The sequence below is a fragment of the Pirellulales bacterium genome, assembly GCA_036267355.1.
Lineage (GTDB): Bacteria > Planctomycetota > Planctomycetia > Pirellulales > DATAWG01 > DATAWG01.
In genome coordinates this window covers 1-25,348 of sequence record DATAWG010000002.1, presented here as the reverse complement: position 1 = coordinate 25,348, position 25,348 = coordinate 1, and the positions used below count along the sequence as shown (strand labels likewise).

22 protein-coding genes are annotated in these 25,348 nt (G+C 61.2%); 11 read left to right on the top strand and 11 right to left on the bottom strand.

The window, feature by feature from the left end:
• Window positions 1-31 precede the first annotated feature (31 nt).
• Window positions 32-937: an ATP-binding protein gene (locus VHX65_00125; GenBank protein HEX3996939.1), complete on the bottom strand. Its 906-nt coding sequence runs from the start codon at window positions 935-937 to the stop codon at window positions 32-34.
• A gap of 306 nt (window positions 938-1,243) precedes the next feature.
• Here VHX65_00125 and VHX65_00120 point away from each other — a divergent pair, with 306 nt between their 5' ends.
• The gene (locus VHX65_00120; GenBank protein HEX3996938.1) at window positions 1,244-1,495 is read left to right on the top strand and encodes a hypothetical protein; all 252 of its coding nucleotides are present in this window, start codon (window positions 1,244-1,246) and stop codon (window positions 1,493-1,495) included.
• A gap of 239 nt (window positions 1,496-1,734) precedes the next feature.
• Here VHX65_00120 and rnhA read toward each other — a convergent pair whose 3' ends face one another.
• Both rnhA and VHX65_00110 read right to left on the bottom strand, forming a co-directional pair.
• Entirely contained in the window at window positions 1,735-2,226 is a 492-nt protein-coding gene (rnhA, locus tag VHX65_00115) for a ribonuclease HI (protein ID HEX3996937.1), read from the bottom strand.
• Window positions 2,227-2,317: 91 nt separating this feature from the next.
• The gene (locus tag VHX65_00110) at window positions 2,318-4,102 is read right to left on the bottom strand and encodes an ATP-binding protein (GenBank protein HEX3996936.1); all 1,785 of its coding nucleotides are present in this window, start codon (window positions 4,100-4,102) and stop codon (window positions 2,318-2,320) included.
• Between VHX65_00110 and VHX65_00105 the strand changes: the two genes are divergently transcribed.
• The 3 genes from VHX65_00105 to VHX65_00095 all read left to right on the top strand — a co-directional run bounded on the left by VHX65_00105 (window position 4,101) and on the right by VHX65_00095 (window position 5,681).
• Window positions 4,101-4,280, top strand: coding sequence for a hypothetical protein (locus VHX65_00105; GenBank protein HEX3996935.1), 180 nt, complete (start codon window positions 4,101-4,103; stop codon window positions 4,278-4,280). The genes VHX65_00110 and VHX65_00105 overlap by 2 nt on opposite strands.
• Before the next feature lie 116 nt (window positions 4,281-4,396).
• Window positions 4,397-5,143 carry a hypothetical protein gene (locus VHX65_00100; GenBank protein ID HEX3996934.1) on the top strand — a complete coding sequence of 249 codons (747 nt, stop codon included), beginning with the start codon at window positions 4,397-4,399 and terminating at the stop codon, window positions 5,141-5,143.
• A gap of 343 nt (window positions 5,144-5,486) precedes the next feature.
• The gene (locus VHX65_00095; protein HEX3996933.1) at window positions 5,487-5,681 is read left to right on the top strand and encodes a DUF6800 family protein; all 195 of its coding nucleotides are present in this window, start codon (window positions 5,487-5,489) and stop codon (window positions 5,679-5,681) included.
• 68 nt (window positions 5,682-5,749) lie between these two features.
• Here the strand turns inward: VHX65_00095 and VHX65_00090 are convergent, their stop codons facing one another.
• On the bottom strand, window positions 5,750-6,571 hold the full coding sequence (locus tag VHX65_00090; protein ID HEX3996932.1) for an OmpA family protein: 822 nt from the start codon (window positions 6,569-6,571) through the stop codon (window positions 5,750-5,752).
• Window positions 6,572-7,023: 452 nt separating this feature from the next.
• On the opposite strand from VHX65_00090, the gene VHX65_00085 reads away from it, so the two are divergent.
• Window positions 7,024-8,280, top strand: coding sequence for a BBP7 family outer membrane beta-barrel protein (locus VHX65_00085; GenBank protein HEX3996931.1), 1,257 nt, complete (start codon window positions 7,024-7,026; stop codon window positions 8,278-8,280).
• A gap of 338 nt (window positions 8,281-8,618) precedes the next feature.
• Here VHX65_00085 and VHX65_00080 read toward each other — a convergent pair whose 3' ends face one another.
• Both VHX65_00080 and VHX65_00075 read right to left on the bottom strand, forming a co-directional pair.
• Window positions 8,619-8,801 carry a hypothetical protein gene (locus tag VHX65_00080; protein ID HEX3996930.1) on the bottom strand — a complete coding sequence of 61 codons (183 nt, stop codon included), beginning with the start codon at window positions 8,799-8,801 and terminating at the stop codon, window positions 8,619-8,621.
• Between the two features lie 178 nt (window positions 8,802-8,979).
• Complete coding sequence (locus VHX65_00075) at window positions 8,980-11,130, bottom strand: hypothetical protein (protein ID HEX3996929.1); 2,151 nt, start codon at window positions 11,128-11,130, stop codon at window positions 8,980-8,982.
• Window positions 11,131-11,363: 233 nt separating this feature from the next.
• On the opposite strand from VHX65_00075, the gene VHX65_00070 reads away from it, so the two are divergent.
• Window positions 11,364-12,266, top strand: a complete 903-nt coding sequence (locus tag VHX65_00070) for a PfkB family carbohydrate kinase (protein HEX3996928.1) — start codon at window positions 11,364-11,366, stop codon at window positions 12,264-12,266.
• 59 nt (window positions 12,267-12,325) lie between these two features.
• Window positions 12,326-12,919 (top strand): RNA 2',3'-cyclic phosphodiesterase, encoded by a 594-nt coding sequence (gene thpR / locus VHX65_00065; protein ID HEX3996927.1) that lies wholly within the window; start codon window positions 12,326-12,328, stop codon window positions 12,917-12,919.
• A gap of 178 nt (window positions 12,920-13,097) precedes the next feature.
• Here the strand turns inward: thpR and VHX65_00060 are convergent, their stop codons facing one another.
• Together VHX65_00060 and ilvD are read right to left on the bottom strand one after the other, a co-directional pair.
• A complete protein-coding gene (locus tag VHX65_00060) occupies window positions 13,098-13,895 on the bottom strand; it encodes an RNA methyltransferase (GenBank protein HEX3996926.1) in 798 nt (265 codons plus the stop codon).
• A gap of 114 nt (window positions 13,896-14,009) precedes the next feature.
• Window positions 14,010-15,689 (bottom strand): dihydroxy-acid dehydratase, encoded by a 1,680-nt coding sequence (gene ilvD, locus VHX65_00055; GenBank protein ID HEX3996925.1) that lies wholly within the window; start codon window positions 15,687-15,689, stop codon window positions 14,010-14,012.
• 256 nt (window positions 15,690-15,945) lie between these two features.
• On the opposite strand from ilvD, the gene VHX65_00050 reads away from it, so the two are divergent.
• Window positions 15,946-16,557, top strand: coding sequence for an HAD family phosphatase (locus VHX65_00050; GenBank protein HEX3996924.1), 612 nt, complete (start codon window positions 15,946-15,948; stop codon window positions 16,555-16,557).
• A 106-nt stretch (window positions 16,558-16,663) separates the two neighbouring features.
• On the top strand, window positions 16,664-16,840 hold the full coding sequence (locus VHX65_00045; GenBank protein HEX3996923.1) for a hypothetical protein: 177 nt from the start codon (window positions 16,664-16,666) through the stop codon (window positions 16,838-16,840).
• Window positions 16,841-16,946: 106 nt separating this feature from the next.
• Here the strand turns inward: VHX65_00045 and VHX65_00040 are convergent, their stop codons facing one another.
• Window positions 16,947-18,170: a DUF5009 domain-containing protein gene (locus tag VHX65_00040; GenBank protein HEX3996922.1), complete on the bottom strand. Its 1,224-nt coding sequence runs from the start codon at window positions 18,168-18,170 to the stop codon at window positions 16,947-16,949.
• Between the two features lie 432 nt (window positions 18,171-18,602).
• On the opposite strand from VHX65_00040, the gene VHX65_00035 reads away from it, so the two are divergent.
• Complete coding sequence (locus VHX65_00035; GenBank protein HEX3996921.1) at window positions 18,603-18,917, top strand: zinc ribbon domain-containing protein; 315 nt, start codon at window positions 18,603-18,605, stop codon at window positions 18,915-18,917.
• Here VHX65_00035 and VHX65_00030 read toward each other — a convergent pair.
• Both VHX65_00030 and VHX65_00025 read right to left on the bottom strand, forming a co-directional pair.
• Window positions 18,821-20,764 (bottom strand): S53 family peptidase, encoded by a 1,944-nt coding sequence (locus VHX65_00030; GenBank protein HEX3996920.1) that lies wholly within the window; start codon window positions 20,762-20,764, stop codon window positions 18,821-18,823. The two genes, VHX65_00035 and VHX65_00030, sit on opposite strands and share 97 nt — an antisense overlap.
• Before the next feature lie 894 nt (window positions 20,765-21,658).
• The gene (locus tag VHX65_00025; GenBank protein HEX3996919.1) at window positions 21,659-23,368 is read right to left on the bottom strand and encodes a transglutaminase family protein; all 1,710 of its coding nucleotides are present in this window, start codon (window positions 23,366-23,368) and stop codon (window positions 21,659-21,661) included.
• Between the two features lie 740 nt (window positions 23,369-24,108).
• On the opposite strand from VHX65_00025, the gene VHX65_00020 reads away from it, so the two are divergent.
• Window positions 24,109-24,816: a hypothetical protein gene (locus tag VHX65_00020; protein ID HEX3996918.1), complete on the top strand. Its 708-nt coding sequence runs from the start codon at window positions 24,109-24,111 to the stop codon at window positions 24,814-24,816.
• The last annotated feature ends 532 nt before the right edge of the window (window positions 24,817-25,348 follow it).

The window sequence follows — 25,348 nt, the reverse complement described above, 5'->3', positions numbered from 1 at the left end:
CGTGTGAATTCGCGAACGACGCGTTCGCACGTCAAGCGTTGTTCGCAGGGTCGCGCTTGTTCGCGCCCGCCGCCGAACGCTCGGCTTGCGCGCGAGCCGCAGACGACGGATCGGTTGCTGAAGCGGCGATTCCGGAGACGGCGGCGGCCGGCCGTGCGGCAGGAAGCTTTAGCGTGAACGCGGTGCCGCGGCCGGGCGTACTTTCCACGCGGATGCGGCCTTGGTGGGCCTCGATGATGTCGCGGCACATCGACAGGCCCAGGCCCGTGCCTCCTTTGCCGGTCGCGTCGGGGCCTGATTTGGTCGTGAAATAGGGATCGAATATTCGCCGCAGTGTTTCGGGCGCCATGCCGCTGCCGCTATCGCGCACGAACAGTTCCAGCATTTGGCTCGCCGGATCGAAGCCGAGGCGCACGAGAATCTGGCCGCCGCTGGGCATTGCTTGCCGTGCGTTGATCAGCAGGTTGAGCAGCACTTGCTGAATCTGATTGCCGTTGGCCCACGCCGGCGGAACCGCCGCGATCTGCTTCTCGACGTGCACGCGATACTTCGACATCTCCCGTTCCAAGAGCAGCAGCGAGTCGTCGATCACGCGCGCCAGATCGGTGGGTTCGAAGGAACCCGAACGATTGCGGGCAAAGGCAAGGATGCCGGTGGTGATCTTGGCGGCGCGAGTGCCGGCGGCGAAGATTTTTTCGAATGCTTTGTCGCGCGTCGGCTCGTCTTTCTGCCGCAGGCCGATCTTCGAATAATTGATCACCGTCATCAGCACATTGTTGAATTCGTGGGTGGTGGTGCCGACCAAGTCGCCGAGCGCGGTCAGCTTTTGGGCCTGCGCGAGCTGCTGCTTCAGCGCAGCCACCTGTTGCTTGAGCATGTCGACTTGCTCTTCCAAACTGCCCGATTGGCCGGACGCGTGTTGCGGAACGATCGACATGGAAGGCTCCAAGATGCAATGAATCGCTGGATCGTGATCGTAAAATGGTGCCAAGCTTTTCTGGCTTCGCCAACCCGCACGGAAGCACCGATGTCGCCCGAGTCGCGAAGCTTGCCGCCGTTGCGAATTCGGGTTTGCTTACCAAGAAGACGTGGCTTAACCCTTTGTGCAACAGCGGTTTAGCGCTATTGAACGGTATCGTCGTTTCGCGATTGGTGACTGAAATGCAAGCCGCTACAATCGCTTTGCTTAGGGACGAGAGGCGAGGGATGAGGGACGAGAGGCACGGAAAGAGAGGCGACTTCTTTGGACAGCCTGCAGCTTCTTGCTGAAGCGATCGAGGTGGCCAAGCGGCTTGGGGTCGAGATCCGCGAAGAGCTGATCGGCGACGGACACGGCGGCGTATGCCGAATTCGCGGGCGAAAGTGCGTGTTTCTTGACTCGCGCCTCGGTCCGCGCGAGCGGCTGATGCAAGTGCTTTCGGCACTGCGCGGCGAACCGTTGCTGGCCGAGCAATCACTGCGGCCGGCGCTGCGGCATCTGCTAGAAACTCGATAGTCCGAAGCCCGCGCTTTCGCCCGGGTCGTTACCGCAGAAACAGACGAGGAATCGTCTCACACCGTCCCACAGATCCAGCAGCCGAAGCCGGTCCCGTCTGTCAGCGGTTCCCTCGCTAACGCTTCGGGCTAGTGTGCCGTCGGCGAGCTTCGGGACAAAGCCTTAGCATTCCCTTGCTAGCGCTGCGGGCTCCTGCGTGTCCCGCGCTCTTTCCTATCCCCTCATCCTACCCCCTCACCCTATCTCTTGTACGTTTGATACGCGGCCACGGCCAATTCATCGCAGCGATCGTTTTCGGGGTGGCCGCTATGGCCCGCAACGCGAGTGTATTTAATTTGGTGTTTGGCGATCAACTCATCGAGTTGCTTCCAGAGATCGAGATTTTTGATACCGTCGGCCTTCGAATACGGGCTGGGCTTCCGCCGCCAGCCGTTCGCCTTCCACTTGGGCATCCACTGGCTTAAGCCCTGGCGAACATATTCACTATCGGTAAACAATTCGACGGCCGAGGGCCGCCGCAGCGCCTCCAGGCCGCGGATTACCGAGAGCAGCTCCATGCGGTTGTTCGTCGTGACCGCCTCACCGCCGGATTGCTCCATTTCTTTTCCGGAAGCCGGGTGCCGAAGAATAAACGCCCATCCGCCGGGCCCTGGGTTGCCGCTGCATGCTCCGTCGGTGTAGAGCAGCACTTGCGGCAACGCAGGGGAATCGCTTGGAGGGGAATCGGGCATGGGCAGGGGCGAGGGAAGAGGGACGAGGGAAGAGGGACGAGGGAAGCGCAAGCGGTCGGTCAATTCGGTTTTTTAACTCACCCCCTCGCCTCTAAGACTGCGAGTCGATGGTTGGGGCTGCCGGCACGGGGCGATCCAGCGAACGCTGCAATTCCACCCGCCGCGGCCGGAGCAGTTCGTCGATGTTTTCCGCCAGCGGCGAATCCATGCGGGGCTGATCGGCCCGAATCCACGGCAGCCGCACGGTGAACGTGCTTCCCTTTCCCAATTCGCTGGCGAGCGAAACTTCGCCGCCCATCAATTTGCACAGTTCCTTGACGATCGACAGTCCGAGCCCGGTGCCGGAATATTCGCGCGTCATGGCGTCGCCGCCGGCGAGAGCGGTTTTGCCCTGACGGAATTTTTCGAAGATCGCCACCTGATCTTCTTCGGCGATCCCGACGCCCGTATCGGCAACGGTAATCGCCAGTTGGTCGCGATCGCTCCATCGTTCGCGATGGCCGCTGACAACGATTCGCCCTCCCTCGGGCGTGAACTTGATCGCATTCGAGAGCAGGTTGTTCAGCACCTGCTGCACTTTGCCCTGGTCTTGGAACAACTCTGGCAGATTGGGCTCAACCTCGACTTCGAGATCGATATTCTTCCGCTCCGACAGCGGCCGGGCCATGTCGCATTGCGCGGCGATCGCGTCTTCGATGCGAAATTCGCTGAGGCGAAGTTCCATCTTGCCGCTTTCGATTTTCGCCAGATCGAGGATGTCGTTGATCATGTCGAGCAGCACGCGGCCCGATTTCTGGATGTTTTGCACGTAGCGATGCTGCTTTTCGTCAAGCGATTTGATCGAATTGAGCACATCGCTGAATCCGATGATGCTGTTGAGCGGGGTGCGCAGCTCGTGGCTCATCGTGGCCAGGAAATCGCTTTTCAGGCGGTTCAATTCGTAGAGCCGCATGTTGGCCTGCGCCAACTCGTCGACTTTCGTGTCGAGATTCGTGTTCACGCTGCGCAGCTCGTCTTGCACGGCCACGAGATGACGAAGCATTTTATTGAACGCGACGCCTAGCTCCTCGAATTCATCGGCGGTGTGAATTTCCGCCCGGGCATCGATATTGCCGCGGCTCACCTCATCGCTGACGTTGCGCAGGTGCTTGAGTGGCTTGACGATCACGTAGCGCACGATCACATACGAGGCGATCATGGCCATGAAAACGGTGACCAGGGCCGTGGTGATGAAAATCGCCCGATTCCGGGCAAGCGCAGTTTGCGTTGCGGCATCGGGCTGCGTCACCTCGACCACGGCCATGAGATCGCCCGGAACCGGCGGCGGCGGCGCCGGCAACCCGGCCGTTCCGAGCACGACATGCTGGCTCAATGAAAAGTGGCAGCGCATGCAATCTTTCTGCAACCGGACCGCTTGAAAATAATGATATTCCTTGTCCGACGTGCGATCGTCGCGCCATTCTGGCGGTCCGGCCAAGGCGGCGTCGCTGGGGCGGACTTCATGAATGAAGTAGTCGAGCACCTCGCGTTCGGTGGCGGTTTTGGGCTGGTTTTCGGGATTCGCCGCATCGGGGATCAGAATCCGCGATTGATATTCTTGATGCGTTTGCAGGATTTTCGCGGTCGAATTGATGAAATCGCGGGAACTCTGCGTGATGTCTCGCCCCTCGGCGTTCCAATGCCTTTGCAGCATGACCGCGTCGACGAGGTATTGGGCATTATTTGGGCTTTGGGCGTAGACCAGTTTTTCGGTGCGGCTGCCGTACCACCAGAAGCTGCCGGCAATCAGCACCAGCAGGCAAAATCCGAATAGAAAACGGCACTTCCGCTCCAAACTCGTCTCACCCAGCGCGCGTTTGAACGAGTTGTACGACATGAAGGCCGAAAAGACGGAACAATCGGAAAGAGAGGAAAAATGGGGCAATTCGCCGGATGCCAGCGATCCCTATTTTATGACCTTCGCGAAAGTCGAGCCAGAGGAAAAGGAAACCGGTGGCCGCGACGCCGACGACGCGTGTCGTGCCAGTGGCGCCCGGCGGTACGGTTTGCCGTAGGTCCGCCTTGCTAGGCTGACGAAGCCCGAGGAATCTCAGGCTGGAAAGCCTGACCGACCGCAAGCTATTCTTTTCTAGCGGCATTTGACGCGCAATCGAAGCCTTGGATAGACGCTATGGAAACGGACAAAAAATCGCCGAATCCCGATTCGCATTCGGCGAATCCCGACCGCCGGGCCCCTGGCTCGGCCGCACATTCGCCCCATCCGAAGACGGATCCGAAATCGGATTTGAAAACGAATCCGAACGCAGTAGTTCCACGTCCCGCCGTCCGCGCTGCGGCGGCACGAGATTCGAACGCGGCCGCGAGCGCGCCCCTCTGGGCCAAGCTCCTCAATCCTAAGTATTTGGCCGTCGCGGCGGCGGTTGTAATCGCGATCAACCTGGGGGCATTCTATTTTCTCCGCGTGCGAGCCCCCGCGCCGAAGCCTGCCAAGCCGAATCTGCAAATGGTGCTCGGGGCCTTCGAATACAACCGCGTCAACCCCCGCGACAAGCAACTCAAGCACGGGCAATTCACCGTCACGCTGCATCTCGCCAAAAAACTTGATCCGGCCCGATTTCGCGAAATCCACGACCGAGAAAAAGACCTGCAAGCCGCGATCGAAGATTCGATGCGGCTGACGCGGGCTTCCGATTTTGCCGATCCGCGATTCATTCGGCTCAAGAGCCGCTTCCAAGAACGGCTCAACGAGGAACTCGGCTTCGACGGGATCGACGAGGTGATGGTGGCCAATGTTCCCGAACCGGCCATGCAAGCTGCCGATCCGCAAGATGCCGGCGCCGATGCGAACGGTGCAGCCGAAACGGCTCCCGATCCATCGACCACGGGTGCCGCGGCTCCGAACGCCGCCGGCAAATAATCGCCCGCGCTTCCAAACCTCGTTGTTTCAAACCGCTTTCTTCGGCGTCGCTGGCGCTGCGGCTTCGTTCGCTCCGTTGTGGTAGTGGTACAGTTTGCCGTAGGTCAGCCTTTCTAGGCTGACGGAGTCGAGGGATGTCAGGCTGGAAAGCCTGACCTACTTGAAGACGTACCTACCGCCTCCGTTGCCGGCGGATTGACGCATGCGGGCCCGGTTGCTACAAAGACTGGCTTGCAAAAGCAAGAATTCGCGAGCTCGCGGCGCTCGCAAGGAAGTTCCGCCCTGCTTGCAGTCAGGCGGGCGCGAATCGAGTTGCCGTACCATTAACCCGGGAGTGTGCCACGTGGGTGGAATCAGCGACCGCAAGCAGGAAATCAAGCGTCGTCGTCATCGCCGCAAGAAGCTGGAGATCGTGAAGCGGCGGCTCAAGAAGTCGACCGCCTCCGAACGCTCGCTGTTCGTCGAAAAGATCCGCAAGATGACGCCTGGCTGCGATGTGGTCGTCGCCAATCTAGGCTTGGCGGAACGCAAGAGTTAACGACAGCGGACGACCGGGAAACGGCTGGCGCTTGCCCAAGATTGCCCCAACGCGCCAGCTCTCTGTTCTTATTGGCCGATTCGGTCGGGGTACACGACCAATTCGATCCGCCGGTTGCGGGCCTTGCCGGCCAGGGTGGCGTTGCTCACCACCGGATGGTTGGCGCCGTGGCCAACCAGGAACAATTGGTTCGGTCTCAAATGGGTTCGAGTGGATAGATAATCGAACACGGCCATCGCGCGTCCCATCGTGAATTGATGCGGCGAAGCCCAGGGCGGTGGGGGTGGATCGTTGTCGGTGTGTCCTTCGATGCCGATGATCTGCTCCGGATAGGTTCGCTCGATCTCAGCCGCGACGGCATCGAGCAGGTTCGCGGAATCGGCTCGCAATTGGGCCCCTCCCGGCTCGAAGATCTGATCGCCCGAGATCTCGATCCGCACCACGTCGCCATCTTGCCGTACGAAGACGCCCGGTAGATTCAACGCCGGCAGATTTTTGGCAAGGCTGCTGTTGGGCGTAATCGTGACGCCGGCTCGACGCTTCGTCGACGCGACGATTGCTTGGGCATTGCGCTCGACCAATTGCTTATCCTGCTGCGACTGGGCCAACAGGGCCGTCGTGCTGGCAAGCTGTTCGCGCAATGCGACGGACTGGTCCTGATAGAGCCGCGCTTGGCGTTGCTCTTGGGCCAGTTGCGTGTGCAGATCTTGGTTGTCTTGATCGAGAGTGCTAGCGCGGCTTTGGATTTCTTGATCGCGCTGCACCAGGGCCGTCTGTTGCTGCTGAAGCGTCGTGATTTGGCTCTGAAGGGCGTATGGATTTTGAGCGCAACCAGCCTGAATCAGGCCGGCCAGAAGAGCGATCGCGCAGCCTGCGGAAACGCCCCGCATGGCACTCTCCGAAATAAAGCCCTGCAATCCCGGCAACCGACCGGGCGCGACAGAAGAGGAAAATCGGGCGGGATAGTAGCAATGGCCCTACGGCCGGACAAGGGCAGTTCGATGGCATTCGCGGCGCGCGAGCGGCGGCATTGCCCAAGCTTCAAATGGCGGCAGCGTAGAAGGCCGCTCGCGCGTCGTGTCAGCACGCGCCAAACCGCAAGCGGACATTTCCTCCTCGCGGAGAAGCCGCGAACTCGCTTTGCGCGCGATCGCCTGGGTCACGGCATCTTACCTAAACCGCTGGCAGACGGCCGGACGATCGTTATTTTCGGTATCCCTTGCCGTTCTTACTCAACTAGCGCGACTAGCATGACCGATACTACCGTCACATCCCACAATACAGGTGCATTTGTGGGGAGCTTGCGCGGACATTTTCGAGCAGCCCCGGTGGATTGAAAAACATGGAACGCAACTTCTTGCAGTCGTGGTTGGTGGGCATGGCGGTGCTCTTAGGCGGAGCCGGGGTCGCTTGGGCTCAAGAGCCGCCCCCGCAGCGCATGCCGGCCGAGGATAATAACCAGACGGGCGAATATCTACAAATCCAGCCGATTGGCCCGGTGCAACAAGGGAACGTGGCCGATGCCCAATTCTTCCGTCCGCCCGATCTCACGAACATCGGCAATTATCCCGAGCCAAACTACGGGCCATTCTTTCAATACGAACGGCTCTATTGGTCGCTGCACCAGCCGTCGACGACGGTCATCGGCGACCCCGCGACGGCTGCGGGTTTCGGATCTGTGAACGACCTCGACACCGGCTTCATGAAGGCCCGCTTCGTCTGGGGCAACCGCTTCGACATCGGCTACATGCAGGATGACGACAAGGGATGGCTCACCAGCATCCTGAAGACGAATACACAGTTCAACACGCTCAATTCGGCCACGCCGACCACCGTGTTTTTCATCGACAACGAGCCTGCTTTCGGCGGGGCGTCGACGGCGCAATTCGTGGAGAACTCGACACCGACCTATTCTTCGATCATCGTCAGCAACACCACGCGCATGACCGGCATTGAATTGATGCGGACCCTTCGCTACGCGGTATCGCACGACGGCGGCGTGTGGACATTCATGTACGGTGCAAGGTTCTTCCAGCTCCACGACCGTTACGACATCGAAGCCGAAACGCTCGGTGGCGATGTAACGGTCAGCGCCACCGAAACGCTGGAAACCACCGCTGCGCCTAACTCGTACGACCTCGGCATCAACAATAACGTCGTCGGTCCGCAAATCGGATTAAGCTGGCAGCACGAAGATGATCGCGTGGTGATCGGAGCCGACTTGCGAGCGATGATCGGCGCCAACTTTCAAGAAGCGACCTTGTTCGGCTATTCCGGCAGCGGCAGCACGGATGTTGTCACGGGTGTCGGCGCGCAAACCGTCGGGATCGGCATCCCCAACCAGCCGCTCGACACGTTTCACGGCACCAAAGACAACGTGACATTCGCCCCCTTGGGTGAATTGCGGCTCAATGCCCAATACAAGGTAACGTCGAACGTGTCGCTCACCGCCGGCTACACGGCCCTGCTGGTCACCGGCGTCGGTCGGGCGGCCAATCGGCTCGAATACGTCTTGCCGGACTCCGGCATCTCGAACGGCGCCGACAAGGAACACTTCTTCGCCAACGGCATCAACGTCGGCATCGAGGTCAACCGATAGTTGCCCGTGTGCGACATTGATCGCATGTCGCCAAAATGGATTGGGGCTGGGCTTCGCGCGGGCAGCCTGGAGTTGAACTCCAAGGAGCTGCAAAGGCACTTAGGCTCGGCCGAAAAACAACTTCCGCTCTTTCCCGCAAGGGGTGGGATCGATGGAGAAGTTATTTTTTGGCCGATGCTTATGCCCTGATCGCCGAAGTGGCCGGGAGCCTCAATCGAGCCCAAGATATATAGTTGGCGCGCTGCCACCACTGAGCAATCTGTCGAAAGTCGACAGTTGCACAACCGGTCGAGCCCCCGCTCGCCGAAACTGGCCATGCTGCCATGGCCCTTCTTTTCTCAACGGTTGGACATTGCGATTTTTCGCAGTTCTTCCAACTCGGTGCTAAGGCGATGACGCAGTGGGCTTTCGGCCCGCAACTCGTCCAACAGCGCTTCGGCTTTCGAGAAGTCGTCGTCGCGAAGTTCCGAGCCCTTGAACAGCGTTCGCCAGCTTTTCGATACTTCTTTTTCGGTCAACAAAGCTCACCTCTTGCCGAAAAACCAAGTGTTCGTTCCCGCTACGTGCATTGTATTCAATTGAAACGCTTTCGCAAGAGCAGCGCCGGCATGCCGGATGCCGTCCGCCGTACAAGCCAGCAGTGTCGAACCCATCGGACAAAGCGGCAGCGGCATCCGCCGTCAGCTGGATTCGCTTCGGTCAGGGCTGCTTCAAAACCGTGAGCCGCCACCTGGCAGGAATGTCGAATTGCAATGGGGCCGCGGCCGGCGTGTGGTCGCTGATGTCGATCCGACCGGGCGCGGCATGAATATCGAGCACGTGATCGTGCAAATGGATCCGCGTGATCGTCAACTCGGGCCAGTCGTGGGGCAATTGCGGGTTGATGTCGCAGCCGCTCGTGGTGGGCCGCACGCCAAGAAAGCCGTACAGCATCACCTGCGGCACGAGGATCGATTCGAAGAATTCCCGATCGACCCCAATTCCGCCGGCGACGTTGCCCCCTTGCAACGTTCCCCGCCCCGGATGGCGATAGTATTCGCGATAGCCGCCCGCGGATCGGACATCGGCGTACCAAGCGAGAATTTCGCGCAATCGCCCGGCCGCATCGTCCGCCCCGGCCGTTTTTAGTCGGGCCATCAGGTCGTGGAACGAGAAACCGAGCACCGCTCCGCCGTCTTGAACCTGGTTGCCCCACGGCACCGACGCGGGATTGCTCCAGCCCCAAAAATAATAATCGAGATTTCGCCGGGTCGTGCTGCGCGGGCCGAAGCGCCAATGGTAGATGTCGGCTCCGGTGGCGGTATCGCCGTCGACGATCCGCCGGCCGCTGAGCCAGGCGTGGATCGATTTCGCTTGCTCGCGGGTGGCGAAATTGTAGTACACCGCTTCGTTGTTCAGGAACGTGAAGCCGTAGTCGTGCATCATGCCGTCGAGATCGACGGTGCCGAATCGGCCAGTGGATTGATTCCAGAATCGCTGCGTGCCGTAATCCCGTACTTCCTTCGCATGGCGACGCAGGTCGGCGGGATCGAAGGGCGCATCGCGTGCATCTGTTGCCACGATTTTCCATTGCGGGTGCGCGGCGATTTGCTCTTCCAGCTCAGCAAGATCGAGAACCGAATCGTAGTAATAGATTGTCGCCAGCGCGTCTTCCCCGCCGAACGGCAACAAGTCCCAATAGTTGCTGCCGATTCCTTCGCCGCGAACGATGTTCGGCGGGCCCCCGACGCGCCCCTCGGCATATCGCACTCCGCTACGGCCTTCGTGGCCTGGCCAGGTCGTGTAGATACATTTTCGCTGCCGCGTTTGAAATTCGTGCGTATTGAATCGCATTGCGGTGCGAATCCGGCCGATTTGGCTGCGAAGGAAATCGACGTCGGCCGTCCACATGAAATAGTCGTGCGCTCCGCGGATGAAGTTGGAATCGTTGATGTTGTGCCGGCTGTCGCACGCCGTGTGAAACGATTTGATCACGATCCGCGGCGACGGCTGGCCAGAGGGCTTCTTGGAATCCGGCATTTTGAAACCGATCCGCAAGTCCGTGATCGTGCCGTTCCAACCGGCGAGCCGGTACACCGGAATCATCGTTCGGGTTTCGCGGTGCGAGAGGTTTCCCTCGGCGACAGCAAACTCGACATGCCGGTCGGGGCCGAAGCCAGGCGATTTGCTCGTCGTCCACTCGATGGAACACCGCGCGCCTTCCAGTCCGGTGGCCCACCAATTGAGCCGGAGCCAGGGTGCGATGCGCGCATCGATTGCGAATTGCGGCGGCTCGAGCGTTACGCTACCGCCGGCGGCTGCGGTGATTTCGATCGGCCAGCCGTTTTCGCGAAGCGGGCTGCCATGCGCGCCCGTCAGATGCCAGCCGTCGGATGTCGCGTGCGGAGCCTCGTAGCCCGGCACGCCGATCGGCGCGAAATGCCAACCGATTCCGCCGGCCTGCATCCAGGTTGGAAACGGCCAGCCCTCGGCGTGCGCCGGCCCGTCGTGCTGTTGACTGCTGACGTAGCCCTCGGCGTCGAACACGCGTCCGGCGAGCGCCGCGGCCCAGCGGCCGCGCATCGATTGCAACTCGGCTCCATCGCCGCGAACCGGCCAAAGCGTGCTCATCGGCATCCAGGCGTCCCAAACAGGGATCAACGGGCCGGCCGATTTGTAGTGGTGCCAAAACAACTCGCGCAACAGCGCCATCTCGCCGTCGTGGCCCGGCACGACGAACCGCGGAAAATCATCGGGAACGAATTCGTCCGCAAGCGACCAAGTCGGAATAAGTGCGAGAATCGCGGCGGCGCAAAATAGCATCCCCACCCGCACCGTGGAAACAACCGCGCATTGCCATGAATTCAGCATCCGGTTGTCGATCTCCTACGCCCGCAGGGATACTAAAAGATCGGAGCAAGGTGCATAATAGCATCCGAGCGAGTTAAACCGGAAGCGTCGCAACGGCTGGGTAGTGGTGCGGTTTGCCGTAGGTCAGCCTTTCTAGGCTGACGAAGCCCGAGGAATGTCAGGCTGGAAAGTCTGACCAATTGAAGACGTCCGCTTGCCGCACAAATCATCGTCGATCTTGAAGGAAAGAATCCATGTCGCTGTTGGTTGTCGGCTCGGTGGCGCTCGATAGCGTCGAAACACCCACGCGCCGCCGTGACAATGTGCTCGGCGGCTCGGCGGTGTTTTTCTCTTATGCAGCGCGGTTCTTTTCCGACGTGCGGCTGCTCGGCGCGGTCGGCGAGGATTGGCCCGTCGAGCACACCCGGCTTCTCCACGACCGCGGCATCGACACGGCCGGCCTGCAAGTCATTCCCGGCGGCAAGACGTTTCGTTGGCGCGGCAAATATTTGCCGAACATGAACGATCGCGAAACGCTCGAAGTGCATCTGAATGTGCTGGAAACGTTCGATCCCGTGCTTTCGCCCGATTTGCGGCGGGCAAAATTTCTGTTCCTCGCCAATGGCACTCCGACACTTCAATCCAAAGTGCTCGATCAGATCGATGCGCCGCTGCTCGTCGTCGCCGATACGATGGATCTGTGGATCAACGTTCAGCGCGACGAATTGCTGCGCGTGATGCGGCGGCTCAATGGCCTGGTGCTCAACGATAGCGAAGCAAAGCTGCTCGCGGGCGAAGAGAATCTCGTCCGGGCCGGGCATGCGGTCCGCAAGATGGGGCCGAAGTTCGTGATCATCAAGAAGGGGGAGCACGGAGCGATGTTTTTCGGCGAGCACGATATGTACGTGCTGCCCGCGTTTCCCACGCCCGATGTCGTCGATCCGACCGGGGCCGGCGATACTTTCGCGGGGGCGATGATGGGATACCTCACCGAGCGGGGGAATTTCAATCCGGCAACCCTCAAGCAGGCCATGGCCTACGGCATCGTCGTCGCCAGCTTTACGGTCGAGGATTTCAGCCTCGACCGGCTGCAACAGATTTCGCGAACCGATATCAATCGCCGCATGACCCAATACCACCAGATGATGAGCTTTTGAGCGCTCCTCTGTGCCTCGTCCTCAAGCCTCAAGCCTCAAGCCTCACAGCCTTTCTCCCCATGTCCGTCTTCCGCACATTCGTGGCGGTTGAAACACCGTCGGAAATTCGCCATCGCGCCGCCGCGCTGCTCGAGCGCCTGAAGGCGAGCGGGGCCAAGGTGCGCTGGGCCGACACGGAAACAATGCACTGGACGCTGAACTTCCTGGGCGATGTGCCGGACACTGAAATCGCGGCCGTTTGCGAATGCGTGACAAAAGCAGTGGCCCCGTTCTCGCCGTTCGATTTGGAAATCTCGCATTGCGGCGCATTTCCATCGTCGGGCCGGCCGCGAACGCTCTGGCTGGGTGTCGGCGATGGAGCCGCGGCGCTCATCGAGTTGCAAGCGGCGCTCGAGCGCGACTTGGCCCAGCTTGGTTTTCGCCCCGAAGCACGGCAATTCAAGCCGCATCTGACGCTCGGCAGAGTCCGCGACGGTTCGATGGGCTTGGACGAATTGGCCGAACTGGTGCGACACCACGCCGATTTTTCTGCCGGCGAGATGTATGTCGACGAAATCGTCGTGTTTTCGAGTCAACTCGAACGCACCGGCGCCGTGCACACGCCACTCGGCCACGCGCCGCTTGGCGGCCCGCGACCGGAACGAAAGTGGTGATGGGGGGCGAAGGTTGTGGTGGAACCCCTTGGGGCGGCTCGCACTGGTCGACTGCGCTCGCTAGTGGCACACGTGGGGGTTCGCTTGGCGTCGCTTAGTAGACTCCCGGCGTCTGTGGTACACGTGCGGATTGTCGGCCGATGCCACGTTGGCGGGGCCCTTCACACTGCCCCCGCTCTTAGATGCCGCGGCAGGCAAAGTGGTGCAGCAAAATTCCCGCGGTCACGGCGACATTCAGCGAATCCGTTCCGGCTTGCATCGGAATCGTGATTTTCCGCTGGCACAATTCGACCAACTCGGCCGAGAGGCCGTGTCCCTCGCTTCCCAATAGCAGAGCAAATCGTTCTGGCCGCGTTGCCTGGGCAAGCGGCTCGGCCGTCGGATCGAGCACCGTCGCCGCCAACTGCACGCCCAGCGGCCCGGCAAGCTCGCGCAAATCCTCGGCAACATTGGTCGATTGACGCACGGGCACGCGCAGTGCCGCTCCCATCGAAACCCGCAACACGCGGCGCGAAAATGGGTCAGCCGCCGCCGAGCCTACGATCACCGCGTCGCCCCCCAATGCCGCACAGATCCGCAGGATGCCGCCGAGATTCTCTGGATCCTGCACATTCGGACAAACGACAAGCGTCGTCCGGCCGCCGAGTGGAGCGAGCTGGTCGAGCCGCGGGGCGGGTTTTCGCCGTCCGCAAGCCAGGATGCCCCGATGAAAGTTGAACCCCACGAGCGATTCGACCAGCGCGTCGGGCACGACGAACAGCCGCGATTCCGGCGCCACCCACCGCCCGAGTTGCCGTTCGAACCGATCGCTCAGCAGCACCGATTCGATGGCGAAATCGCTGGCGAACAGTCGCCGGACAAGCTTTTCCCCTTCGGCGATGAATCGGCCTGTCCAGCGCGTGCGGTTCGTGTCTTTCAGATTTCGATACGCCTCCAATCGCGGGTCGTCGATCGAATTGACAAGCTCGCGCGGCATCGATGTGGAGATGGGTTGACGGCTGCTGTGACGACTGCGAATGGGAGCGTGCGTGCCCCCGAACGTCAAGCCTCACGGCCCTCAAGCCTCACGGCCCTCAAGCCTCACAGTCTGCTACTCGTCCGTCACGCAGCCTTCCGAGGCGCTGCGAACGTTTTTGATGTATTTATAGAGCGTGCCGCGCTTCGATTTGTAGGGCGGCGCTTTCCAGGCCGCGCGGCGGGCCGCCAATTCGCCGGCGTCAATTTCGACGGCGAGCGAGTTCTTTTCGGAATCGATGACAATCGGATCGCCGTCGCGCAGCAGGCCGAGTGGGCCCCCTTCTTGGGCCTCGGGCGTGATATGGCCGACCAGAAAACCATGCGAGCCGCCGGAAAATCGGCCGTCGGTCAGCAGTGCGACATCCTTGCCCAAGCCGGCTCCCATCAAGACCGACGTGGGGGTCAACATCTCAGGCATGCCCGGTCCCCCTTTCGGTCCTTCGAAGCGGATCACCACCACATCGCCTTTCTTGACCTGATGATTTTCGACTGCCGCGAGCATCGCTTCCTCGGAATCGAACACGCGGGCCGGCCCGGCGAATCGTTCCCCTTCCTTGCCGGTGATTTTCGCCACCGCGCCGTCGGGAGCCAGGTTGCCGTGCAGGATGCGGATGTGGCCGGTCGGCTTGAGCGGTTTTTCCAGCGGATGGATGATCGATTGTCCTTCGGCAAGGCCCGGCACTTCGGCGAGATTTTCGGCGACGGTGCGACCGGTGACGGTGCGGCAATCGCCCTCCAACAGTCCCTTTTCGAGCAGATATTTCATCACCGCCGGCGTGCCGCCGATTCCGTGCAGGTCCTCTTGCACATATTTCCCGCTCGGCTTCAGATCGGCCAGATACGGAACCCGGTTGCTGGTGCGCTGGAAATCGGCCAATTCGAGCGGCACCTCGACGGCGCGCGCCATCGCAAGCAGATGCAGTACGGCGTTCGTCGAACCGCCGAGCGCCATGACCAGCACCATCGCGTTTTCAAACGCTCGGCGGGTCATGATGTCGCGCGGTTTGAGGTCTAATTCCAACAGCCGGCGGATTGCCGCTCCGGCGGCGAAACACTCCTGCATTTTTCGCGGATCTTCGGCCGGCGTCGAAGAGCTATACGGCAACGACATTCCGAGGCCTTCGATGGCCGTGGCCATCGTGTTGGCCGTATACATTCCGCCGCACGCGCCGGCACCGGGACACGCATGCCGCACGATTTCCTGTCGCTGCTGGTCGTCGAGTTTTCCCGCGACATATTCGCCATAACATTGAAACGCCGAGACGATATCGAGGGCCGCGCCGTTGAGATGGCCCGCCCGAATCGTGCCGCCGTAAACCATCAACGCCGGCCGATTCAACCGGCCCATAGCCATCAGGCAACCCGGCATGTTCTTGTCGCAGCCGGGCAGCGCCACAAGCGCGTCGTACCATTGGGCTTCGACGACGGTTTCGATCGAGTCGGCGATCAGATCGCGCGATTGGAGCGAGTAGCTCATTCCCTCCGTGCCCATCGACATGCCGTCGCTGACGCCGATCGTGCCAAACCGCATGCCGACCAGCCCGGTCGCCACGACGCTTTCTTTCACCCGGGCTGCGAGTTTATCGAGGTGCATGTTGCAAGGATTGCCCTCGAACCAATTGCTGACGATGCCGACCTGGGCCTTGGCCATATCGGCCTCGCTGAGGCCGGTGGCATAGAGCATCGCCTGCGATCCGCCTTGCGATTTCGATTGCGTGATGCGCGAACTATACTTGTTCAATGGATTGGGCATGCGGGGGGAAGGGTGAGGGAGAGGGAGAGGGTGGGGGTGAGGGGTCAGGAACGTAGCAGGCACGCTTCCGTGTGCCGTCCGCCCCGGGGCGCGCCAAGCCGACCAGCAACCGTGGGCCGGCCGGGTTTACCTCGACGCCGGATCATTCTATCCTATGAAGGCCCCCGGCTTCCACGGCCGAACCCGACCGCGACAGACGTAATTTCAATTCATCCACGCCCCCGCGAACCGCAATCGATCGCCACGCTAGCGACCCATGTTCATCTATTTCGATTTGGGCAACGTTGTTGCGTTTTTCGACCGCCAAAAGGCCTGCCGGCAGATGGCGGCCGTCGCGGGGCTCGAGCCGGCGCGCGTCGAGGCGGTGGTATTCCAGTCGCCGCTCAACGATCGCTACGAGCGTGGCGAAATCTCCAGCCGCGAGTTTTACGAAGCGTTTTGTGCCGCCACCGGCACGAAGCCGAACTACGAAGCCCTGCTGGTTGCCAAGTCCGACATTTTTCAGATCAACTATTCGATTCTGCCGATCATCGCCGCATTGGAAGATGCCGGCATCCGGCTCGGAATCCTATCGAACACCAGCCCGTGTCATTGGGATTTTCTTTGCAGCCGCGGCTACGGCGTCTTGCCCCACGCATTTGCCGTGCGGGCGTTGAGCTACGAGATTGGAGCGCTCAAGCCCGAGCCAAAGATCTACCGGGCCGCGGCGGAGTTGGCCGGAGTTCCCGCGCGCGAAATTTTCTTCTGCGACGACATGCCGGGCCACGTCGCCGCCGCGCGCGAAGCGGGCTTCGATGCCGTGCAATACACCTCGACGCCGGAATTGATCGCGGAGTTGCGCCGCCGCGGCCTGGAATTCAACTTCTAAGCTGGGAATGCCTTATTGCCGGTTTTCTGGTGATCGCCAAAGCCGATTCCACCGCGGTCCAGGCGCGCGATGCATCGGAAGGAAGGCGCCGGAGGGCAGCCAGCCGGTGCCACCGAAACTCCGAAGAAACATCGCCCTCCGCGTCGATGAAGGCGCTGTCCGCGGCGAAACGCCCACCTATCCGCGCATGCTCTTCATCAAGCTCAGTTCGATCACGCGGCAATGCGTCGGGGTCGCCGTATCGGTGATTCAAAAATGTTCCAAGAATAAATCGCCGCTTTGAACAACCGCGGCTAGCGCCTTGCCGCCCATGAGACATGGCACCTCTCAATTTTGCGTGGACGGGCCGCCGGGCTCGAGGAAGAAGCGCTATTCCCCTGGGCGGCGCATCAGATTTTCAAAAAGATCTTCTTGCGATACATGGCCAACAGGATCAGCCATTCGACGAACAGCACGGCCGCGCCCAACAAGAATGGTTCGTATTCGGGGCCGAAGCAGGCGAAAAAGTCTTGGCCGAGATGCGTTTTCAACGCGCTGCCGATGAAGTTCGGAAACAAATGCGCCATGCAGTAGGCGCCGATCGAATTCGCCCCCACGACCATCAGCGGAAACGCCCAGGCCCGCTGCCATCGCCGGCTAGCGACGATGTCGAGCAAGCAATAGAAGCCGGCCAGGAACAAGAAACTCCAGCCGCCGCTAAACAGTGTCCAACTCGGCGTCCAAATGCGTTTTACAACCGGGCAGATGCCCGCCGCTCCGAGCCCCCAACCAGCCGCCAGCGACACGATGCCGGCGATCGCCAGCCAACGCACTTTCTGCCAGGGGCCGCGCTCGCTGCGCAGCACCTTGCCCGAGATCAGGCCCAAGATCATCGTGCCCAGCGTGGGGACGAAGCTCAGCGTGGCGTAGCCGCCCACGTTGTCGACAAACGGCTCTTTGCGTGGAAAGAGATTCAAAAACCAGCGATCGAAGGCCCAAGCGAAGTTGCTGTTCTTGTTCCAGTGGATGGCGAAGCCCGACAGGCCATGTTGCTCGAGCCACGCGCTGGAGACGCCGACCTTGGCGTAATCAAAATCGGCGGGCGGCAGCGGATAGAGCGCGAATGCGGCCCAATAGCCGACCAGAATCAGCGCGAGCGCCAGCCACTGCTCGCGCATCGGCCGGAAGCCGAGTAGAAACAAAAAACCGTAGCCGAGACCGATCTGGCTGAGCGTGTCTTCGAAGGTGAAATAGGTTTGCGACTTGCCGATGCTGCGCAACAACACGCCAATCGCGATGAGGATGAATGCCCGCCAAAAAGCGTGCAGCGACATCCGCAGCGTCGATTGCCCGCGAGCCTGCCGGCTGGCAATCGAAAACGGCAGCGCGACGCCGACGAGAAACGAGAACGAAGGCTGGATCAGATCGTGCAGCGAGCAACCGATCCATTCGGAATGGGTTTGATGGTGTGCCAAGAAAGCCCAAAATCCGCTAGCCGGCAAGGCCTTGGAAACTTCCGCCAACTTTAGCACCTCGGCCATCATCAAGAACATCACCAATCCGCGATATGCGTCGATCGACGCCACACGCGGCGGTCGGGCGGAAAGCGTCGGTTGTGCGATTGCCGTGCTCATAGCTGGAATGGTCGGCCGCGACGATTTGCGAATCGGCCTTCCATGATAAGATGCGTCGCCGCGGAATGCCACGCCGCCGTTGCGCCGACGGCCGACTGGCGCCTCATGCAGTTTGACAATTAAGCGCCAACGTAGCAGGCACACTCCGTGTGCCGTCCGCGCAACACAGCGGGCTGCCCAAAGAGCAGCGCAGACGGCACACGGAGTGTGCCTGCTACAATAAACGCAAAGCCATGGGCATGGCACCCAACCGCTCCGCGATCGCCGCGGAATGCCACGCCGCCGTTGTGCCGACTGGCGCCTCATGCAGTTTGACAATTAAGCGCCAACGTAGCAGGCACACTCCGTGTGCCGTCCGCGCAACACAGCGAGCTGCCTAAAGAGCGGCGCAGACGGCACACGGAGTGTGCCTGCTACAATAAACGCCTAGCCATGGGTATGGCACCCAACCGCTCCGCGATCGACAGCGATCCGGGCCAGTATTGTAGAATTGCAGAAACAGTTCTCAGAGGAGTTCAAATGCCGATCTACGAATACACCTGCGGAAAGTGCGGTCACGAATTCGAACTGCTGGTGCGCGATTCGGAGCCGCCGGCTTGTCCCGACTGCGGCACGCGCAAGCTCGAAAAACGATTCAGCGTGCCGGCGGCTCACACCAAGGCGCCGGCATCGCTGCCGATTTGCGAACGCCCGTCGCCCGGCGGCTGCGGATTGCCCCAATGCGGAATGGGCGGCTGCGGAATGTAGTCGTCCGGGACTGTTTCGAGCCGGTCGATCGCTTTCGAGAGGTCCGGCGAATCGTCGACCGGGCCAGGCATGGCGAAAGTCGCACTGCCGGTTGTACTGTCGTTTGTGCTGTCGAATGCACCATCGCTGGAAGTATCCGTCGGCGATTGCGCGCCGGTGTCGTTGGAGTCGTCGCCCGAAGCGGGTGTGGTCGTCGGAAAGCTGGCCGGCGATGCGACAAGTGATTTGGCAATGCTGGACGCACTATTCTGCGACGCGCTTGCAGATCCGAGAAACTGTGGCAACAGCGGATAGCTTCCTGCCATCGGCTCGGACTCGGCGGTCGAAGCGAACTGGCCGTAAACCGGTCCGACGGCGGTGTAATTCACGATTGCCGCGGACCCGCCCTGGAAGCCGAAGTTGTACGTTCGCAGCCGCGACACGCCCGTCGGGCTGCCGGTCGTGCCGTTGATGAGATCTTCGATCAACACGTTTGCCACCGGACTGCCGAGACCAGTCACTGCGTCGTAGCCGACGCCCGTGGCGTAGGTGCCATTGTTGCCGCTAGTGACATCGTGAAAGGCATTGGCCGGCAGCGTGTAGAGCCTTGCTTGGGCCTGGGCGAGGGCCGGTTTGCCGGCTGCCGCAAGGCCTTCGTCGGTGATGGCGAGCAAAGCCGACCATTGCGGGGCTCCGGCGCTCGTGCCGCCGATTTCCTCCCAACCGGTGCCGTAGCGATCGTCGATCGTGTCGTAGACCGCGAAGCCGGAATTGGGATTCGCGTCGTAAGAAACATCCGGAGCGCTGCGGTAGCCGGTGGCTTGGGCGCCATCTTGAAAGGCGGGCTCCTTTTCAACGGTGCTCACTCCGCCGCCGCCATCGCTCCATGCGGTTTCGCTGCCGTAGCTGCCGCCGGAGCTTAAGGAAAGCGTCGTGCCGCCGACGGCCAACACGTTCGCCGACGTGGCCGGATATTCGGGCGGACTTCCGTAGTCTCCGGCCGCCGCCACAAACGTCACCGGATGATTTGCCGCGGTGGTGAACGTCGAATCGGTCGCCGCTTCGATCCGATACTCGGGCACGTCCCAACTCATCGACACCACGCTCACGCCCGGCTGATTCTTGGCGTAATCCACCCCGGCGATCAAATCCGACCAGCGATCGCTTGTCGTTTCGACCAACAGGATATTCGCGCCGGGGGCGATCGCATGCGCCCATTCCACGTCGAGCGAAATCTCGGTATCCCAATCCGGATTGGTGACCGGCAGCTTCGACGTGCCGGTCTGACTGACGATTTTGAAACTCGGCGGCGCGGCGATTCCGAACGTGGCATCGAACACTGCCAGATCGCTGGCGATGTTTGGGTCGTTGTAGGCGTCGACGATGGCGATGGTTTGCCCCGCGCCATTGGCCGATTCGGAGCCGGAGCCCGTCGAGAAGGTCGTCAACAGGTTGAATCCGTAAGCGGCGAGAATCTGCCTCGGCGTGTAGCCGACGACGGTCGGATTGGTCGCCGTTGACGACTTGGCAGCGGCAGCGCTGCCGCTGCCGAGCACGACCGCCAGCGGCGATGCTACTAAAGATGATGCTGCGGGGGGCGCCGGAAAAACGGACGCGGCCGACAGCAGGTTTCGGGGCTCAAGCAATTCGACGGTTAAACGCCGCCGTTGGCAATTGGACTTTCGATCGGAGCGCATGGCAACTCCCCAGATTTCGGCTCTGATTCCAGGCACTGCGCTTCGTCCGCCCAGACCGTTGCGAATCGAATCGAGCGCAGAACGAATGCGGGTCGGACCATAGCAAATCGCCAGCAGCAGCGGCAAGCTGAACTGCGCGGGGAGCGTCGGCGAGGAAGAATGGCGGCTCATCGGCAATGGCCGCTAGCAAGGGAATACGGCGTTGTTCCCTTGCTAGCGCTGCGGGCTCGGGCCGCGTGGGGCGAGCTGCGGCGCTGGCAAGCAGTCTGCCAGTGCAGAGCTACCGCATCGCACCGCCGCCGGCCGACTGCGCTGGCCAGTGGCACACTCGATCCAACTCGCGGCGCTGATATTTTTTTCGATACTCGCGAGTATCGAACGGTGTTGAATCCCTGTAGAGAGACGCACTGAAGCAGCCGACTGGGCTGCACCGACAGGGCGTGGCTCATGGGTTCTATGTACGAGGAAGGGATGGGTTTTGGTATGCGACGGTTTATTGCGTTATTGGCGCTCGGCGGCAGTTTGTGCTTCGGCGGGTCGGCGATGGCCCAAGGCCCGAGCGCGGCGGTTGTGCTGCCGGTGGCCTGTGCAGCGCCTTGCACGATGCCGGCTCCTGCCGCTGTACCGGTGGTTGCCACGTGTAACACATGCGTGAGAGTTCGGCATGTGCACTATCGGCACCACCACCGTCACTATCGCCACTGCTGCCGTTGATTGGCAGTGACGGACGTCGTGCGCATTGCGCATCGCGAATTGTTTTCGATCGGGCCCGATTCGAATTTTGCAGCTCAGGCAGGGAATCGCCTGGGCCGTGTTTTGGCAAGAGGCCAATGGATTCGGCCGTCGTCGGACAAGTCGCCGCGAACGTCGTCATCGAAAAGCAAGTGGTTCGCGAACGTGTCGCCACCGCGCATTTCGCAAGGCACTGGAATCATGAGTTCCACCGCTTCCATCGCTAAAATCGTCGGCCGTTTTGCAATTCCATCAAGCCCAGGAAAGGCCCTCAGGCGTCTGGCCATTGCCACCAATCTCCCCCGGCCTTTCCTGGGGGGCACTGCGACCGACTCATTCCACCTCCAATATCTCGATCTTGATCTGGCCGATCACCTGCGACACCGGAAGAAAGCAACTGTAGGCCGCTTCGCCCGCAAGACTCGAATCGGCAAGCTTGAGCTGCGCGGCGCCGACGCCTCCTGTCCCGCGCGTCGCATCGAGGGGAATCCACCGCCCCCCGATCCACACTTCATTCCACATATGGAAGGCGAAGCCGGGCGTGCTTTCCGTGTACACCAGCCCGATCGCCACGCGCGCCGGCAGCCCGCGAGCGCGGGCCAATGCGGCCAATAGAACTGCATGTTGCGTGCAAGCGCCTTCGCGGCTTTCGGCGACTTCGACCGCCGTGGAAAAAGCTTTGGAATAATTCCGCCCGGTGATGTAATCATGCGTGAACTTTTCCAGCGCCACGGCCACCTCCCACGGATCGGTCCGCGAACCGGCTGCCTGCCCGGCCAGCGCAATGATTCTCGGATCGTCGCATTGCACGAGACTATTCGCGGTGCGATCTTCTTCCGTTGGCGGGCTATCTTGCTGTGAGCCGGGTGGAGCGAGATTGAGCGCCGGATCGGCGATTCCATCGGCCGGCGTTGCCGTGGCGGCGGCAGCCGTAGCGGCGTTGCGGATGGGTCGGGCGGCTCGAACTTCGATTTCCGCCGTATGGGCATCGAGCGGAGTGACGCGTTGCGAAGCGCACGATGCGAACACCCGGCTTGGGTCCGCGGATTCCAGTTGCACGCGATAACGAACTCGTTTCGTACGATTCGGCCGCACGAGCGGCCGGTTCACGCGCACCCTGGTCGATAGCAGCAGATCGAATCGAGCGGGCCCAGTCTCGGCAAGCGCGATTTCCCGAGTCGTGCGAAATGTCACTTGCCGCAGCGCGTCGAGCTGCATCTTCATCACTTCGCCATCGCGATTCATCCACCACTCGGCGGCGATCGTGTTTCCTTTCGGCAGCGTGGCGGTCCACTGGATACGCAACAATTCTTCGGAATGGTTGAGCATCTGTGTCGGTTCGTAGGCGCCGGCAACCATTTCGATCTCCGCTATTTGATTGAAGCCGACCATCAGACCTTTCAAATTCCGGCGCTCGCCGGGTTGCATCGGTCGGGCGACGAGCGATTGTTCGGTGGCCTTGAAGCCGCCGACCCGCGCCTCCCACGGAAGGAACGTGCGTGTCACGGTTCCGGTGGAAATCGTCTGGAAACACATGTCGCCGTCGCGGACTTCACCGGTCGTAACGATCGGCGCGGAGCCAGATTCGATTTCGGTGCGAAAGCGAAGCAATTGTCCGGTGGGCGTCTCGATGCCGGTCGAGACGACCCGCTCGTCGCTCGGCTGTCCGTTTCGGACGACGGAAAAATGGACCTCCTCGACGACTTGGTTCAATGCCTGGCCATGTTCGACGACACGGTTCGTGACGGTTTTTCCGTAGCCGACTTTGGTTCCTTCGATATACATCGCGAACCAGCCGTCTTGGAGCGGATTGGCCGGATGCGTGGAGGCCGCTTGCAAGCCGGCGAAATCGGAGGGGGTCGCGGCCGGGGCTCTTTCCGTGGGCGGCGTCATAGAAGCGGTCGCCCCGATTGCACGAGCTTGCTTTTCGGCCGACGCCGATTCGGAAGCCGAACAACCGCTGCAAACGGCCAAGGCCACCACGATCGTTGCAAGCAGAGCCCGTGCGCCACCGGAGCGGCAGAGATGAATGGCTGTTCGCATCGACGATCCATCCTGATGGAAATGGTTCCTCAATTGGGGCGGATCGTGACGGCGACGCATGGAACGTCAAACAGCCGGGTTGCGAATCGGCAACGCAGCTTCGCAGCGCTTCGCAAGCGACCGGCCCCACACCATTTACCCGAACGGGCCGTTTCGTGGCAATCTCGATTTGTGGGCGGTGGTTGTTTTCGTGCAACATCGCGACGAGGGGGGAGTCGCACTCAAGGGTGCAAATTGCAACGTCCGGCCGCACCGCGATGGCTCAGCACGGCGACCTTTCCGCCTTCTCGCGGCAATCCGGCGAGGCGGAGTTTGGCGCAGTCAGAGTTGCCGCGATCCGAGCGATTGCGCGCCGTGGGCCAAACTTTTTCTGTCACGTGTTTTGCAGCTTCGCCCGCCGCGCATCGCAGGGTGCTAAAGTAATGGTGGAGGGCGATTCGGCAAGGCGTTCGCCTCACGCCATCGCTCCGTTCGCTGTCGCGAACAAGCGACCGGGCCACCGAGCGCCGCGAGCAGTGAAACGAATATGCCGGACCTGCGGGGACGGCTCGGCGAGCGGTCCAGAAATTGCGGTTTGCCCCGGCCGAGTCGAAAAAACTGTAACCTAAGTTTTCCTGACAGAAGCGATAGGAACGCGTTCAACCAGGACAAACCCGCGCAGCTTCTCGGGACACGCCGGCCAGCACTCCTCCGACCGATCGAATCCCGCGGACCCCTTCAAAAGACAATCGAGATCGCCGATGGGATTTTTGAAACGATTCTTTCGCAATGTTTTTCGCGATTCGTCGCCCGTGGGAACCACGAGCAGTTTCGAGCGGCTTTCGGAGGAAGAGTTGGAGGCGCATCTGGGCGTGGCCCGCTACGGAAGGTTCTTGCTCACCGACGCCGTGCGACCCTCATACGATCTGCAAGTTGTCCCGTCGGAAGGCTACCGGCACGACGTCTATTTCGATGAAGAAACTCAGGCTCGCGTGCCGGTGTTGATGGGCGCCGCCTCGCACGAACGGCTATTCGACACATTCATGGATCTGCTCGATCCACTGGGCGTCGAAGTCGACGTCGTGCTCGAGACAAGCCACAACCGCCAGCAGCGCGGCCACGTCGATCTCTATCGCGAGCACATCGATCTGCCCGTGCTCAAAAGCATCCTGTGGGACTTCGAAGAATTGTTGCTCAACGATGGCTGCGTCGGCATCGCGGTGCTGAATCCGCACGTGCCCTTGGAAGTGCAGTTCGATGAACACAAGTTGCTGATCGCCTATGGACACGATCTCAGCGTGTTCGAAAGCGTGTTCGCTGATCGGCGGATTTCCCGCAACGATGCAATGAAATTCATCACCGAAGCCGAGCATGTCCATTCTTCGAGCGACGCCTACCATCGCCAGTTCGAAGAATTGAAGATGCGCTTGGGAATGGACGCAGATTTCGAGCAGGGCGAGTGCTGCTGAACGGGATGCCTCTTGCCGTGTTCGAGCCTGAAGGGCTCGTTCCGCCAGCCCAGGGCGCAGCCGCGTAGCGGCGTAGCCCTGGGTATGTGATTCCGCGCGTCGCCCGGCCCGAAGGGGCCGTTCAAATCCGCGTTGCCTCGTTGAACGGCCCTTACAGGGCCGACGCCATCGCGGGGCCCCATAACCCAGGCCTCCGCCGCTCGCGCGGCTACGGCCTGGGCTGACAGAATCGGCCCTTCAGGCCGAAAGGCATCCTTATAACGAACGGCGGCGATTGCGCCGCCGTGTTCGAGCCTGAAGGGCTCGTTCTGCGAGCCCAGGGCGCAGCCGCGTAGCCCTGGGTATGTGATTCCGCGCGTCGCCCGGCCCGAAGGGGCCGTTCAAATCCGCGTTGCCTCGTTGAACGGCCCTTACAGGGCCGATGCCATCGCGGGGCCCCTTAACCCAGGCCTCCGCCGCTCGCGCGGCTACGGCCTGGGCTGACAGAATCGGCCCTTCAGGCCGAAAGGCATCCTTATAACGAACTGGCGGT